This is a genomic window from Pseudomonas sp. FP2196, assembly GCF_030687715.1.
Taxonomy (GTDB): Bacteria; Pseudomonadota; Gammaproteobacteria; order Pseudomonadales; family Pseudomonadaceae; genus Aquipseudomonas.
This window is the reverse complement of sequence record NZ_CP117445.1, coordinates 3,925,202-3,940,494: the sequence shown is the minus strand read 5'-3', so window position 1 is coordinate 3,940,494 and position 15,293 is coordinate 3,925,202. Positions and strand designations below refer to the sequence as shown.

At 59.8% G+C, this 15,293-nt stretch carries 12 protein-coding genes; 6 read left to right on the top strand and 6 right to left on the bottom strand.

The genetic code is table 11. From position 1 onward, the window contains the following. Positions 1 to 35 precede the first annotated feature (35 nt). On the top strand, positions 36 to 1,907 hold the full coding sequence (locus tag PSH79_RS17570; protein WP_305438694.1) for a SurA N-terminal domain-containing protein: 1,872 nt from the start codon (positions 36 to 38) through the stop codon (positions 1,905 to 1,907). A gap of 273 nt (positions 1,908 to 2,180) precedes the next feature. Then, the gene (locus PSH79_RS17565; RefSeq protein WP_305438693.1) at positions 2,181 to 3,017 is read left to right on the top strand and encodes a DUF2242 domain-containing protein; all 837 of its coding nucleotides are present in this window, start codon (positions 2,181 to 2,183) and stop codon (positions 3,015 to 3,017) included. Positions 3,018 to 3,385: 368 nt separating this feature from the next. Here the strand turns inward: PSH79_RS17565 and PSH79_RS17560 are convergent, their stop codons facing one another. Further along, a complete protein-coding gene (locus PSH79_RS17560) occupies positions 3,386 to 4,426 on the bottom strand; it encodes an AraC family transcriptional regulator (RefSeq protein ID WP_305438692.1) in 1,041 nt (346 codons plus the stop codon). Positions 4,427 to 4,429: 3 nt separating this feature from the next. After that, the gene (locus tag PSH79_RS17555; protein WP_305438690.1) at positions 4,430 to 5,557 is read right to left on the bottom strand and encodes a carbon-nitrogen hydrolase family protein; all 1,128 of its coding nucleotides are present in this window, start codon (positions 5,555 to 5,557) and stop codon (positions 4,430 to 4,432) included. Between the two features lie 207 nt (positions 5,558 to 5,764). Here PSH79_RS17555 and PSH79_RS17550 point away from each other — a divergent pair, with 207 nt between their 5' ends. Then, positions 5,765 to 7,804 carry an FAD-dependent oxidoreductase gene (locus PSH79_RS17550; RefSeq protein WP_305438689.1) on the top strand — a complete coding sequence of 680 codons (2,040 nt, stop codon included), beginning with the start codon at positions 5,765 to 5,767 and terminating at the stop codon, positions 7,802 to 7,804. Between the two features lie 155 nt (positions 7,805 to 7,959). Continuing rightward, on the top strand, positions 7,960 to 8,886 hold the full coding sequence (locus PSH79_RS17545) for a 1-aminocyclopropane-1-carboxylate deaminase/D-cysteine desulfhydrase (protein ID WP_305438687.1): 927 nt from the start codon (positions 7,960 to 7,962) through the stop codon (positions 8,884 to 8,886). A 3-nt stretch (positions 8,887 to 8,889) separates the two neighbouring features. On the opposite strand, the gene PSH79_RS17540 is transcribed toward PSH79_RS17545, so the two are convergent. The 3 genes from PSH79_RS17540 to PSH79_RS17530 form a co-directional block, all read right to left on the bottom strand. Beyond that, positions 8,890 to 9,438, bottom strand: a complete 549-nt coding sequence (locus tag PSH79_RS17540; protein ID WP_305438685.1) for a cytochrome b — start codon at positions 9,436 to 9,438, stop codon at positions 8,890 to 8,892. Between the two features lie 186 nt (positions 9,439 to 9,624). Next, positions 9,625 to 10,452, bottom strand: a complete 828-nt coding sequence (gene phnX, locus PSH79_RS17535; RefSeq protein ID WP_305438684.1) for a phosphonoacetaldehyde hydrolase — start codon at positions 10,450 to 10,452, stop codon at positions 9,625 to 9,627. 141 nt (positions 10,453 to 10,593) lie between these two features. Then, positions 10,594 to 11,703, bottom strand: a complete 1,110-nt coding sequence (locus PSH79_RS17530) for a 2-aminoethylphosphonate--pyruvate transaminase (protein WP_305438682.1) — start codon at positions 11,701 to 11,703, stop codon at positions 10,594 to 10,596. 112 nt (positions 11,704 to 11,815) lie between these two features. Between PSH79_RS17530 and PSH79_RS17525 the strand changes: the two genes are divergently transcribed. Further along, the gene (locus PSH79_RS17525) at positions 11,816 to 12,676 is read left to right on the top strand and encodes a LysR substrate-binding domain-containing protein (protein WP_305438680.1); all 861 of its coding nucleotides are present in this window, start codon (positions 11,816 to 11,818) and stop codon (positions 12,674 to 12,676) included. Positions 12,677 to 12,798: 122 nt separating this feature from the next. Here PSH79_RS17525 and PSH79_RS17520 read toward each other — a convergent pair whose 3' ends face one another. Next, complete coding sequence (locus PSH79_RS17520; protein WP_187680472.1) at positions 12,799 to 13,671, bottom strand: LysR family transcriptional regulator; 873 nt, start codon at positions 13,669 to 13,671, stop codon at positions 12,799 to 12,801. A gap of 269 nt (positions 13,672 to 13,940) precedes the next feature. On the opposite strand from PSH79_RS17520, the gene PSH79_RS17515 reads away from it, so the two are divergent. Beyond that, positions 13,941 to 15,266, top strand: coding sequence for an MFS transporter (locus PSH79_RS17515; RefSeq protein WP_305438678.1), 1,326 nt, complete (start codon positions 13,941 to 13,943; stop codon positions 15,264 to 15,266). Positions 15,267 to 15,293 lie beyond the last annotated feature (27 nt).

Here is a 15,293-nt window from a genome sequence, read left to right as displayed (position 1 = left end):
CCTAATTTTGAAGTTCAACCGTTTCTGGGGGACGCATGCTGCAGAATATCAGGGACAATTCACAAGGCTGGATTGCCAAGACCATTATCGGGGTCATCGTTGCACTGATGGCTCTGACCGGCTTCGATGCCATTTTCCAGGCCACCACTAGCAAGAATGAGGCGGCCAAGGTCAATGGTGAAGAAATCAGCCAGAACGAGCTGAGCCAGGCCGTTGATATGCAACGCCGTCAGCTGATGCAACAGCTGGGCAAAGACTTCGACGCTTCCTTGCTCGATGAAAAAATGCTTCGCGAATCGGCCCTCAAGGGTCTGATTGATCGCAAGTTGCTGCTGCAAGGTGCTGAACAGGCGAAATTCGCTTTCTCCGAAGGTGCACTGGATCAAGTGATTCTGCAGACGCCTGAATTCCAGGTTGATGGCAAGTTCAGCTCTGAGCGTTTCGACCAGGTAATCCGTCAACTGGGTTACAGCCGTATGCAATTCCGCCAGATGCTGGCTCAGGAAATGCTGATCGGCCAACTGCGCGCCGGTGTGGCGGGCAGCGGTTTCGTCACCGACGCCGAAGTGCTGGCATTCGCCCGTCTGGAAAAACAGACCCGCGATTTCGCGACCCTTAACGTTAAGTCTGATCCGGCCGCGGTCAAGCTGACCGACGATGAAGTCAAGGCTTACTACGATGAGCACGCCAAGGAATTCATGACCCCGGATCAAGTGGTCATTGATTATCTGGAGCTGAAGAAGGCTTCGTTCTTCGATCAGGTTGCCGTCAAGGACGAAGACCTGCAAGCGGCGTATCAGAAAGAGATCGCCAACCTGTCGGAACAGCGTCGCGCGGCGCACATTCTGATCGAAGTGAACGACAAGACCACCGAGGCTCAGGCCAAGGCGAAGATCGAAGAAGTCCAGGCGCGTCTGGCCAAGGGCGAGAAATTCGAAGCGCTGGCCAAAGAGTTCTCGCAGGATCCGGGTTCGGCCAACACTGGCGGTGACCTTGGTTATGCAGGTCCTGGCGTCTACGATCCAGCGTTCGAAAAAGCCCTGTACTCGTTGGCTAAAGATCAGGTTTCCGAGCCGGTTCGCACAGATTTCGGTTACCACTTGATCAAACTGCTGGGTGTTGAAGCACCTGAAGTACCGACCCTGGCCAGCCTTAAAGACAAGCTGACCCGCGAGCTGAAAGCCGCGCAAGTCGAGCAGCGTTTCGTCGAGGCGACCAAGCAACTGGAAGACTCTGCGTTCGAGGCGTCCGACCTGGCACAGCCAGCGGCGGATCTGAAACTGACTGTGCACACTTCCAAGCCGTTTGGCCGTGAAGGTGGCGAAGGTGTTGCGGCCAACCGTGCCGTGGTTACTGCTGCGTTCAGCACTGAAGTGATCGATGAGGGCGCCAACAGCACCGCCATCGAGCTGGATCCGGAAACCGTGATCGTCCTGCGCGCCAAGGAACACTTGAAGCCCGCGCAATTGCCTCTGGAAAGTGTGAATGCGGCTATCCGCACCCAACTGACCAAAGAGCACGCCAGCGCTGCTGCCAAGACCAAGGCCGAGAAGCTGATCGCTGATCTGCGCGATGGCAAGGCTCCATTGGACAAGGCGGTTGATGGTCAGAACTGGAAAACCACCGAAGCGGCCACCCGTGGTCAGGAAGGGGTTGATCCTGCGGTGCTGCAAGCGCTGTTCCGCATGCCCAAGCCGGCTGCCAAGGACAAGCCAACGTTCAGCAGCGTTACTCTGCCCGATGGCAGCCTGATGATCGTGCGTCTGAACGGCGTCAACGAAGCGGCTGCACCGACTGATGAAGAGAAGGCGCAGTACCGTCGCTTCCTTGCGTCGCGTGAAGGTCAGCAAGACTTTGCGGCGTATCGCAAGCAGTTGGAGGCCCAGGCAGAGATCAAGCGTTTTTGATGTTTGACTGAGTTTGCAAGACGAGAGCCCCGGCCAGATAGCCGGGGCTTTTTTGTGGGCGTTGGGTTGAGCCGGTCATTTCTGAGTACTGTGGCCGTCAAGCTGCCACGCCCCTGCAAAATCAGCGGCTTTTACCGAATATTTGTCGCAACGACTTTCCCCTGTAATCGAGGGTCGATAGAGTTGTAACCGTTTTAAGACACTAATCCATACGCCGCGGGGCCGCGATCTGTTGCACAATACGCCCCGGACTGTTTTCTCTCAGGATGTTCAATGTTGATTTTCACTCCCCTGCGTGTTGTCGGGTTGGCGCTGTTGTTGACTGCTGTTGCCGGTTGTTCGAAAGACAAGCCGATGTATGAGCATGAGAACTTCGATGACTCCGGTACGTTTTCGCGCAATTATCCAGTGACCGATTCGGTCAGCTGTGAAGCGGCCCGTCGTGCTTTGCTCAGCCAGGGTTACATCATCACGAGCAGCGATCCGAAACTGGTCAGCGGTCACAAGAGCTTCCAGCAAACCGGCGATACCCACATGGAGATCAGCTTCAACGTGGTCTGCGCAGATGACGGTACTGCCGGGCACCATGCCACGATGTTCGCCAACGCCCTGCAGGATCGTTACGCTCTGAAGAAGACCAACAACTCGGCCAGCCTGGGTGTCGGTGTGCTGGGTTCGGTGTCGATGCCGATCGGCTCCTCGGACGATTCGATGGTCAAGGTCGCCAGCGAGACGGTGACGGCGCAAAAGTTCTATGAGCGCTTCTTCACGCTGGTCGAGCAGTTCCTGCCGGCAGAAACGAAGAAAGCGGCGCATATCGAAGAGAAGCCGAAGACCGATCTGGGCGTGCCTGAACCCAAAGTCACTCCAGCGCCTCTGGCTCCGGCCGCAGAGCCGGTACCTGCACCTGCTGTTACTGCGCCTGCTCCGGTTGAGACCGCACCGGTCAGTTCAGAGCCGGTTGCGCCGCCAGCGGATTCCACGCCGATCACACCAGCGCCGAGTGCAGAACCAGCGCCGGCCACAGAAACCATCACGCCACCGGCCAATCCGACGGACATCCCGCCGCCGTCCGAGCCGATTCCGGCGATGCCAGCCACCGGCCAATAATCCAGCAGCCACCCCCTGGAGGGGTGAGCCTGCTCGCGATAGCGTCAATACATCCAGCATTGATGTTACTGATAAACCGCTATCGCAAGCAGGCTCACTCCTACAGGGGGTTGATGCAGGCTTCAAAAGTCCGAAAACATCCTCTTACGAAAAATCCCCGCGATAAATTCCTGACCGCCTGCTACGTTTTATTCATGAAGGCCGCGTTTCATTTTTCCTTCATACGGGCACGTTATGCTCGGGACACTATCGAAGAGAGCAGTAGGGGGATTACACAATGGATGACTATCAAGAAGAACTGCTCGAATTCCAGGCTTATGAGCTAGACCCGCCGGAGCCGGCAGAAGACGCCACCGAGCTGTAGCGCGTCAGGCTGTTTTGCGATGACTGCGGCGGAACTCGCCGGGTGTCTGACCGCTCCAGCGTTTGAATGCGCGCTGGAATGCTTCGGCTGAGGCAAAGCCCAGCAAGTAGGCGATTTCACCGAACGCCAGTTCGGTGTCGCGAATGTAGGTCATCGCCAGATCGCGCCGGGTGTCATTGAGGATCGCGCGAAACTGCGTGCCTTCCTCGGCCAGTTTGCGCCGCAAGGTCCACGTCGGCAGCTTCAGGCGTGCCGCCACTTCTTCCAGGTCGGGTTCCCGGCCGCCATTGAGCAACGGCCCAAGCAATTGCGTGATGCGTTCGCGCAGGCTGCGGGTGCGGGTCAGTTGCTCCAGCTCCCGCTCACACAACGCGATCAAATGCTTCCAGGTGCTTGGGCAGTGCTCCGGGTTACGCTGGGCGAGGCTGTCCAGGCTCAAGCGCAACTGGTTGCGCTCGGCACCGAACTGGATCGGGCCATCTCCCAATGCGTTGTAGGCTTCACGATAATCCGGCTCTTCGAACTCGATTTCGATGCGTTCGGCGCGCAGCGGTTCGCGGCTGACGCTGGATAATTGCTGCAGCCATCCAGTGATGATTGAATCCACGACAAAGCGGTTATAGGCGTTGTACGGGCTGATCGAATAGAAGCGCAGCCAGGCGCCATTGGCGTCTTCGTGAAAGCTCGACTGGCCGCGATAGTTGGAGCCGTACAGCGGCTCGAAGCGAATCAAGCAACGTGCCGCTTCACGCACAGTCGGGGCCTGCGATGCGGTGACGCCGGCCAATCCGGCCTGGCTCAAACGACTGAGCTGACCCATGCGCAGGCCCAGTGCCGGATCCTCCGTGAGTTGAATTGCACTGTGCCCCAAACGCATATAACGCGGAATCGACAGCCGGGCCCCGGCCTCGGACAAACGCGCAGCGTCCAGACCGTACTGCTCCAGTAAAGGCTGGGGATCGGCGCCATGGCTGCGTACGGCATCGGCGAGGCTATGGACGAAACCCACCGATAGATCCCCGAGGCGCATCGGCAGCGGCTTCATCGTTTACAACCAGATATTCAGCAAACGTGCGCCACGGGTATCGCCGTCGGCGAACTGCTGGCCGTTGCTGCTGAGAAAGCTCTGCCCGGAACTGGATTTGTCCCAGAACTGGCCGCGCAGGAACACGCTCATACCGGCAATTGCGCGGCTGCTGGGTGGTTGCGCAGTCAAAGTCAGACGATGCCAGGCCTGGCCTTCGCTGACTTCACCGGGTTTCAGGCTGACTGAACTCGGTGTACTTGAACCCTTGTAGCCGCGCCAAGGCTTATCCCACGCGCCATGGCCAAGCACCTGCGCCGGCACTGCAACCAATTGCGCGCCTTGCTCGTCGAGTTTGCGATAGTTGTCCGGATACCAGCTGTCACTGCCGATCAGCACTCCAAGCCGTCCGGCCGGGGTGTCGACGACGTTGATTGTCTGTTCACTGGCCTGAATGATGTCACGTTGATCGAAGATCGGGTGCATTTGCCGCTGCGGCTGGCCGAGCGGTGCACCGTCGCGACCGAATACCACGCTGCTGTTGTAGAGCGCACCGCTGCCGGGTTTGAGCTGGCCGTCGCGGATGCTCGGCTCGGGCAACACGATGGAGCCGGCCACCAGCGTCACATGGAATTCCTTGGCAAGGCCGCCGAACAGCGCCTGGTAATCCTTGGCCATGGCGCGTGATTTCATGCGCAGGTGGGCGTCGTTCAGCCGATCGCTACCTTTGGCGCTAAGCCAGGCGCGAGCGAACAATAATGGATTGCTGGCGGCCATCCAGTTCATCGCCTCGGCGAGGGTCGGGGCCTGGTACAGCTCGTCTTTTTCGCCGCTGATCATCAGCCAGGTGCCGACATGTTCCGGCAACACCACCACGGTCTTGTCATTCAACAAGCCCTGATCCTGGGCTTGCTGCAAATACGCGGCGAGTTTGCGGTGCAGACGCTCTGAGCTTTGATAGTCGGTGGGAAACAGTTCGGGCTGGATGCCGAGCAGATTGCCACGGTCGCCGGGCGTACCCTCATCGACCGCGAGTTTGATGCGCAGGTCCGACAGATAATGCCCGGCGGGACGATCCGCCGCCCACATGGCGTAGGTGGTCAGGGCGGCCACGATGGCCATCGAGAAAAACAGGTACAGAAGTTTGCGCATGAAAACCAACAACAACCGGGTACAGGGTGTGTCGACTAGGGTAGGGCGCCTGCCCGCGCTTGCCAAGGGCCGCTGCGCATTTTGATCATTAACTTGTCAGTTACGGTCATTGAGTGACAACGATGCGACTCTTAGTCTGTCGAACATGACTGACGGGGGACACAGAGCTCCCGCAATTTTCCGTGATTGCTCGTTGTGGAGTTACCGATGACCGCCGCTCATTACCCGCACCTGCTGGCCCCGCTGGACCTGGGATTCACCACGCTGCGCAACCGCACCCTGATGGGTTCGATGCACACGGGCCTGGAAGAGAAACCGGGCGGTTTCGAGCGTATGGCGGCGTACTTCGCTGAGCGTGCGCGTGGCGGTGTTGGCCTGATGGTCACCGGCGGTATTGGCCCGAACGATGAGGGCGGTGTGTATTCCGGCGCGGCCAAGCTGACCACCGAGGAAGAAGCGCTCAAACACCGCATCGTCACCCGCGCGGTGCACGAGGCAGGCGGCAAGATCTGTATGCAGATTCTTCACGCCGGCCGTTATGCCTACAGTCCGAAACAGGTAGCGCCGAGCGCGATTCAGGCGCCGATCAACCCGTTCAAGCCCAAAGAGCTGGATGAGGAAGGCATCGAGAAGCAGATCAGCGATTTCGTCACCTGCTCCGTGCTGGCGCAGACCGCCGAGTACGACGGCGTCGAGATCATGGGCTCGGAAGGGTATTTCATTAACCAGTTCCTCGCCGCGCACACCAACCACCGTACTGACCGCTGGGGTGGCAGCTACGAAAACCGTATGCGCCTGCCGGTAGAAATCGTGCGTCGCGTCCGGGAAGCGGTCGGGCCGAATTTCATCATCATCTTCCGTCTGTCGATGCTCGATCTGGTCGAGGGTGGCAGTACCTGGGAAGAAATCGTCATTCTGGCCAAAGCCATCGAGCAGGCCGGTGCGACCATCATCAACACCGGCATCGGCTGGCACGAGGCGCGGATTCCGACCATCGCCACCAAAGTGCCGCGTGCGGCGTTCAGCAAGGTTACGGCCAAGCTCCGCGGTTCGGTGAGCATTCCGCTGATCACCACCAACCGCATCAACACTCCGGAAATCGCCGAGCAGATTCTTGCTGAAGGCGATGCCGACATGGTTTCGATGGCGAGGCCGTTCCTCGCCGACCCGGACTTCGTCAATAAAGCAGCCGAAGGCCGTGCCGACGAAATCAATACCTGCATCGGCTGCAACCAGGCATGCCTCGATCACACCTTCGGCGGCAAGCTCACCAGCTGCCTGGTCAACCCGCGTGCCTGCCATGAAACCGAGCTCAACTATCTGCCGGTGCAGCAGATCAAGAAAATCGCCGTGGTCGGTGCCGGGCCTGCCGGGTTGTCCGCTGCCACCGTGGCCGCCGAGCGCGGGCATCAAGTGACGTTGTTCGATTCGGCGAGCGAGATCGGTGGCCAGTTCAATATCGCCAAGCGCGTACCGGGCAAGGAGGAGTTTTTCGAGACACTGCGTTACTTCAAGCGCAAGTTGCAGACCACCCACGTTGAGGTGTGCCTGAACACCCGCGTCGATGTGGCCAAACTGGTTGAGGGCGGTTACGACGAAATCATCCTCGCTACTGGCATTGCGCCACGTGTGCCGGCGATTCCGGGCGTCGAGAATGCCAAGGTGTTGAGCTACCTGGATGTGATCCTCGAGCGCAAACCGGTGGGCAAGCGTGTGGCGGTGATCGGCGCCGGCGGTATCGGTTTCGACGTGTCGGAATTCCTCGTGCATCAAGGTGTGGCCACCAGTCTGGATCGCGCCGCGTTCTGGAAAGAGTGGGGCATCGACACTCATCTTGAGGCGCGTGGTGGCGTGGCCGGGATCAAACCTGCGCCGCACGCACCGGCCCGTGAAGTGTTCCTGTTGCAGCGCAAGAAAACCAAAGTGGGCGACGGTCTGGGCAAGACCACCGGCTGGATTCACCGCACGGGGCTGAAGAACAAGCAGGTGCAGATGCTCAACAGCGTCGAATACCTGAGCATCGACGATGAAGGCCTGCATGTTCGCATTGGCGAAAGCGGCGAGCCACAGTTGCTGGCCGTGGACAACATCGTGATCTGCGCGGGGCAGGATCCGCTGCGTGAACTGCACGACGGGCTGGTGGCCGCCGGGCAGAACGTGCACCTGATCGGCGGTGCCGACGTGGCGGCGGAGCTGGATGCCAAGCGCGCGATCAACCAAGGCTCGCGCCTCGCCGCTGAACTTTAAGCTCCGCCGCTTAACCTGTGAGAGCGAGCTTGCTCGCGAAGGCGGGGCGTCAGTCGACATAGTTATTGGCTGATACTCCGCTTTCGCGAGCAAGCTCGCGATGGCTGCTGATGAGCGACTAGAATGCGGGCTCTGTCCAGATCGAATCGCCGCCCATGCTTTTGCCTCCCTCCGACTGGCTACCTCAAGCCCCTCTCGAACCGCTTCAGCTCGACTGGCTCACCACCGCCGGAATCGAAGTCGCGATCCTGCGCCTCGATCAGATCGACCCGCTGATCAGCGGCAACAAGTGGTTCAAACTCATCGAACACCTCAACGCCGCCGACCGTGCAGGCGCCGAAGGCTTCATCAGTCTGGGCGGGGCGCATTCCAATCATTTGCATGCGCTGGCGGCAGCGGGGAAACGGCTTGGGTTCAAAACTGTGGGGCTGTTGCGCGGGCATCCGCAGGAAACGCCGACGGTGAAGGATCTGAAAAAATTCGGCATGCAGCTGCATTGGCTGGGTTATGGCGGCTATCGGGCTCGGCATGAGCCGGGTTTCTGGCTGCCGTGGCAGGCGCAATATCCGGCGCTGCATGCGGTGCCGGAGGGCGGTGGGGGATTGCCTGGAGCACTGGGCTGCGCGGCGCTGAAGGTTCAGGTCGATACGCAGTTGAGCGATCTGGGCTGGATCGATTACCACGGTTGGTGGCTGGCATGCGGCACCGGGACGACCCTTGCAGGACTGGTGCTCGCGGAGGCCGGGGCGCATCCGGTATACGGCGCATTGGCCGTGCCTGACAATCATGGCGTGGCGCCACACGTCGAAGCGATCATTCGCGAAGCAGGATCGTCAGCAGGGGATTACACGTTGCTCGACGCCAGCCGGGGTGGTTTTGCCAAGGTCGATCCTGCGTTGCTCGGGTTTATCGACATCACCGAACAACTCAGTGGTGTGCCACTGGAGCCGTTGTACACCGGCAAGGCGTTACTGGCGCTCAAGCAGCAGGTCGAAGCGGGCCGGTTTGCCAGCGGCACGCGACTGATCTTCGTGCACACCGGCGGTTTACAGGGGCGACGCGGGTTTGCGGCCACCCCGTGAGGGTCAGCCGCGCTTGGGCATCATCCGCAGCAGCGTGTTATCGCGCACCACGTAATGGTGATAGATCCCCGCCAGCGCATGCAGCCCGATCAGCCAGTAACCTGCCGTGGCGATCAACACATGCCAGCCTTCAACCTGTTTGGCGAACGCCTTGTCCTCGCTGACCAGCAGTGGCAGATCGAAACCATAGAACATCACCTGATGCCCCTCGGCGCTGGTGATCAACCAGCCGAGAATCGGCATGCCGATCATGAACAAGTACAACGCCCAGTGCATCAGCCGCGCCAGCAGAGTTTGCCATTGCGGCGAAGCCGGGAAGATTTTTGGCGCCGTGCCGACGCTGCGGGCCAGCAGGCGAAACCACACCAGCACGAACACGGTCAGGCCCAGCATGTAATGGACTTCTTTGATCAGCGTGCGTCCGCCACTGCCCTTGGGGAATAGACCGCGAAATTCCATGCTGGCGTAGACCAGTACCAACAACACCAGCATCAACCAGTGCAGCAGGACCGACACGGTGCTGTAGCGAGATTCGGAACTTGTCCACGGCATACGGTGTTTCCTCACAGATCAGGGGCGAAACGGTCCGTTCTTGGGCGACGGCATGTTTTAACTGTAATCCGCTTTGGCGGATTTGCCTGAGGCTGATCGGTCTTTCAATGCGCTGAATCAAGGGGCAGCCAAAAAAATGCCCCTGTCGCGAGGACAGGGGCGTTTTTTCATACGGCGCGGGGCAGGTCAGCTCGACTGCGGCATCTCGCCATTGGCCAGACGCTTATTGATGTCGGCAATCACTTCCGGCAGATCGCTGATGGTGTCGATCATGTAGTGCGGGCGCGAGCTTTCGAACAGCGCGTGGATGCGCTTGCGTTCGCTGGCCAGTTCATCACTGCCCAATGCTCGGAACCCCTCGTAATCCAGACCCAGCGCGTTACCCGAGCAGATCAGTGCCACGGTCCACATTCCGGCACGGCGACCTTCGAGAATGCCCGGCACGGTGTCGTCGATCTTCACGCAAGCGCCGACGTCATCGATGCCCAGCGCAATCACGTTGGCCAGTGCCTGCGCCGGCCATGGGCGGCCGTTCGGCACTTCGTCGGTGGCGACCACGTGGTCGGCAACGTAGCCGTTGGTGGCGGCCAGTTCCACGACTTTATCCATCACCGGTTTCGGGTAGCCGGAGCAGGAGCCGATCTTGATCCCTTGCTGGCGAAGGTTGGCGATGGTTTCCAGGGCGCCGGGAATCAATGCCGAATGCTCAGCGATCTTCTCGATCTGCAATGGCATGAAACGGTTGTAGATCGCGGTGACGTCATCGTCGGTGGGCGTGCGGCCAAACACTTTGCGATAACGCTCGGCGACTTGCGGCTGATCGCACAGGGTGCGGATGTGATCCCACTTGCCCATGCCCATCGGCCCACGCGCTTCTTCGATGGAGACTTGCACGTCGAATTCGGCGAAAGCTTCGACGAATATCTGCGTCGGGGCGAAAGAACCGAAGTCGACCACGGTGCCGGCCCAGTCGAGGATGGCAGCTTGCAGTTTGGTTGGGTTTGCGTAGTTCATGTTGGTCTGAATCCTGTATTGGAATGCAATTTAATGTAGGAGTGAGTCTGCTCGCGATGGCGTCGTGTCAGTCGACACCCAAATGGGTGCCAGGCCGCTATCGCGAGCAGGCTCGCTCCTAGAGGAGAGTGGTGGTGTGGGTCAGATCTCTAACACTTCCATCTCGCGCAGTACTTCACCTACCGCCGCGACCGCTTCGCGCATCTGCGCCGGGCTGACGTGGCCGATGCAGCCGACGCGGAAGGTTTCGACCTGGGTCAGTTTGCCGGGGTAGAGGATGTAGCCCTTGGCCTTGACCCGTTCGTAGAAATCCTTGAACTGATAGCGCGGGTCTTTGGGCGCATGGAAGGTGGCGATGATCGGCGCCTGAATCGCTGCCGGCAGGAAGCTGCGCAAACCGAGTGCAGACATCTCTTCCATCAGCGCCTGGCAGTTGGCGGCGTAGCGTGCATGGCGCGCCGGCAGGCCACCTTCTTCGTTGTATTGCAGCAGGGCTTCGTGCAGCGCCGCGACCACGTGAGTCGGCGGGGTAAAGCGCCATTGACCGGTCTTCTGCATGTAGGCGTGCTGGTCGAACAGATCCATCGCCAGCGACTGCGAATTGCCGGCGGCAGCGGCCAGCGCCTCTTTGCGAGCGAAGACGAAACCCATCCCCGGTACGCCTTCCAGGCATTTGCCGGACGCGGCGATCAACGCGTCAAACGGCACTTTTTGCGCATCCACCGGCAATGCGCCAAAGGAGCTCATGGCGTCGATGATCAGGCGTTTGCCGTGTTGCTCGACAATGTTGGCAATCTCCGGCAGCGGATTGAGGATGCCGGTGCTGGTTTCGCAGTGGATCAGCGCGACGTGGGTGATATCACTGTCGGCGCGCAGCAGACGATCAACGTCAGCAGCAGTGGTCGGTTCATCTTCAGCGGTTTCGAAGGTGCTGAACGAGCGACCCAAGACTTCGCAGATCTTCGCCAGGCGCTTGCCATACGCACCGTTGATCAGCACCAGCACTTTGCCGTCGCGTGGCACCAATGTGCCGATCGCCGCTTCGACCGCGAAAGTGCCGCTGCCTTGCAACGGCACGCAATGGTGAGTGGCGGCGCCGTTGAGGATCGCCAGCAATTGCTCGCAGAGGCTGGCGGTCAGTTGGTTGAAGCGATCATCCCATGACCCCCAGTCGACCATCATCGCCTGGCGGGTGCGGGCCGAAGTGGTCAACGGGCCGGGAGTGAGCAGGATGGGTTCGGCAATACTCATTCGTGTGTCCTCGGGAAGCGCTGTGGGATGAAGCTACGGGGCATACGTTGCAATTCGCCGTTGTATCAATCAAATTGTTTGTTGTTATGCCAGCCATCAGTGAGAGTTATTCATGAACTTGTTTCAGCTTCGGGCGTTCGATGCCGTCGCCCGTGAAGGCAGCTTCACCCGCGCCGCCGCGCGGTTGTTCATCAGCCAACCGGCGGTTACCGGGCACATCAAGTCGCTGGAAGAGCACTACCAGATCACCCTGTTGCGGCGTACCGCGCGACGGGTGGAACTGACCGAGGAGGGCACCAAACTCGCAGCGATCACCCGGGCCATGTTCGGTCTGGCCGAAGAGGCGCAGACGATGCTCGAAGCCAACCGTCAGTTACTGACCGGGCGCCTGGAAGTGGCGGCTGATGGGCCGCACATGGTCATGCCGATGCTCGCCAGCCTGCGCGCGCGGTATCCGGGGATTACCGTGAATCTGCGTCTGGGCAATGCGCAGGAAACCCTCGCCGCACTGTTATCGGAGCACGCCGATGTAGCGGTGCTGACTGAAGTCGAGCCGCGCAAGGGACTGCATCTGCAAGCACTGAATGAATCTCGGATTTGCGCGCTGGTGCCCGCCGGACACCCTTGGGCAGAGGGTGTCGCAGAGGTGAAGCTCAAGGAGCTTGATCAGGTGATCATGGTGCTGCGCGAGCCGAGTTCGATTACCCGGCGCACGTTTGATCAGGCTTGTGCGCAGGCGTCGATCCAGCCGCGTGTGCTGCTGGAGCTGGACAGCCGTGAAGCGGTGACTGAGGCGGTAGCGGCGCAGTTGGGGGTTGGGGTGGTGTCGTCGGTGGAGGTCAGCCATGACCCACGAGTGGTGGCGATTCCGATTGTCGGCGAGGGGTTGGTCAATCGGCACATGATCGGCTGCATGGAGCGGCGGCGGGAGTTGCGCTTGATTCAGGCATTCTTTGGTCTGGCGCCAGTCTGATACACCGCGCGGCCCTCATCGCTGGCAAGCCAGCTCCCACAGGTTTCTATGGTGTGCGCAACATTTGATAACGACTGACACCCCCGTGGGAGCTGGCCTGCCAGCGATGGGGGCATCACGGTTTACACAAGGCTTTCGCGGACCATATCGAGGAAAGTCGCCACCACTCGCCGTGAACTCTGCTCACGCAAACACACCAGTGTTTCAGTGAGCCGCCGGGTGCAATCGGTAATCGGCAACGCACACACCCGCGAATCCGCCCCAAACTCCGCCGCCGAAACAACCCCCACACCAATCCCGACAACCACTGCTTCCCGCGCCGCTTCCCGCCCCTCAACCTGAATCGCGGGGCGAATGCGAAATCCGGCCCGGGCCATTTCCTCTTCCAGTGTCTGCCGCGTCACTGAACCGTGTTCACGCAACACCAGCGGTGTGTCATCCAGATCCGCCAGACAAATCGATTCACGTTCGGCCCACGGATGATTGCGCGAAACGAACGCCACCATCGGATCGTTGCGCAGCGGCACGCTGAGCAAACGTTCATCACTGACATCCCGACCCAGCAGCGCCAGATCGGCCTGATAGTTGAACAGCCGAAACAGCGATTCATCGGTGTTGCCCGTTTCGATCTTCACACTGATCCCCGGATAGCGCTCGCAGAACCGTGCAATCTGCGGCAGCACATGCACCGGCGCATCCACCGCCAGAATCAGGCTGCCGGTCTGCAAGGCCTGGGATTCCTGAAGCAGCTCCTGTGCTTCGGCTTCAATTACAAACAGGCGTTGAGTAATCGCCAGCAAGCGTTCGCCGAGGTCAGTCAAACGCACGGAACGTTTATTACGATGAAACAGTAAAACGCCGAAGCGTTCTTCCAGTTTGCGCACCTGGTCGGAAATCGCCGGTTGCGTGAGGAAAAGCCGCTCGGCGGCTTTGGTGAAGCTTCCATGCACGGCCACGGCGTGGAAGGCTTTGAGCTGGGCGTGGGACACCGACATGAAGCCTCCAGTAACAAGCTGAGCTTATGAGTGAAATACGATAAATCGATTTTATTTATTAAACAGTAATTGCTTTGATCCGCTCACGCCATCGCTGACTGCCCGTTCGGGCCGCAACGCTGGCGATGAGCCTGTGCGTGCAACAGCAGGACTCATCTGACCGGTATCGCTTTAGGGATGGGGTGATATCGCAGTGCTCAACAATAAAAAACACAGGCGTTTACTTAACGATTCTGCCGGCACACTCACACCCTGAGGTCAGAACCACAATGAACAAGCACATCGGTACCATTGCGCGTTGGCGCATGCAGATTTTCGCTATTACCTGGCTCGCGTACGCCGCTTTCTACTTCACCCGCAAAGCGTTTTCGGTGGCCAAGCTGGGCATCGGTGAAGACCCGAACTTCATGCTCGACAAAATGACCATGGCCAATCTCGATGCCATCTATCTGGCGGCTTACGCGATCGGCCAATTTACTTGGGGCATGCTTGCCGACCGCTTTGGCCCAAGGGTCGTGGTGCTCGGCGGGTTGCTGATTTCCGCTGCTGCGGCGCTGGTGATGGGCAGTTTTGCAACGTTGCCGATCTTCGCCACCTGCATGTTGATCCAAGGGTTGGCGCAGTCCACCGGTTGGTCGGGGTTGTGCAAAAACCTCGGCAGTTTTTTCCCTTCCGCACAACGTGGGCGAGTGCTTGGGTTGTGGAGTTCCTGCTATGCGTTTGGCGGTCTGGTGGCGTCGCCGTTCGCCGGTTGGTGGGCGTACACGCTGGTCGGCACCTGGCACGCGGCGTTTATTTCCAGTGCGGTGGTAGTCGCGGTCGTGGCGGTGTTGTTCTTTATCTTCCAGCGCAACAAACCGGAGGACGTCGGTCTGCCGGCAGTGGAACCCGAGCCGGAACTGAGCGCTGAAGAGATCGAGGCCAACAGCAAACTCAGCGTCTGGGAGCCGTTGAAGGAGATCCTGCGCAACCGCACGGTGTTGGTGCTGGGGCTGGCGTACTTCATGTTGAAACCGGCGCGTTACGCGATTTTGCTGTGGGGGCCAGTGATTGTCTTTGAGCAGATGCCCAGTGTCGGCAAGGTGGGGGCCGCGATCATTCCGACCTCGTTCGAACTGGCCGGTCTGCTGGGCCCGATCCTGATCGGTCTGGCTTCGGACAAACTGTTCGGCGCCCGGCGCATGCCGGCCTGTGTGCTGAGTCTGCTGGCGCTGACCGTAACCCTGGCGCTGTTCATGGGCGCTTTGCAGACCGGTAGTGTGTTGCTGGTGGTGGCGCTGCTGTTTGTCATGGGCCTGACCCTGTATGGCCCGGACTCGATGATCAGCGGCGCGGCCGCTATCGACTTCGGTAAAGCCAAGGCTGGCGCTACCGCTGCCGGATTCGTCAACGGTTGCGGCTCGGTTGGCGCGGTGCTCGGCGGTTTGCTGCCGGGTTATTTCGATACGGTGACGGTGTTCATCGTCTTCGCCGGTTGCGCACTGTTCTCGGCGCTGGTGCTGATCCCACACTGGAACAGCCGTCCGGTCGGCGTGATGGAGCCGCGCGCGTCCATCCCCAATTGCCCGTTGACGATCAAACCTCTGCGTTCCTGAAACCCTTTGCCTCGCGGCCTGCTGTGG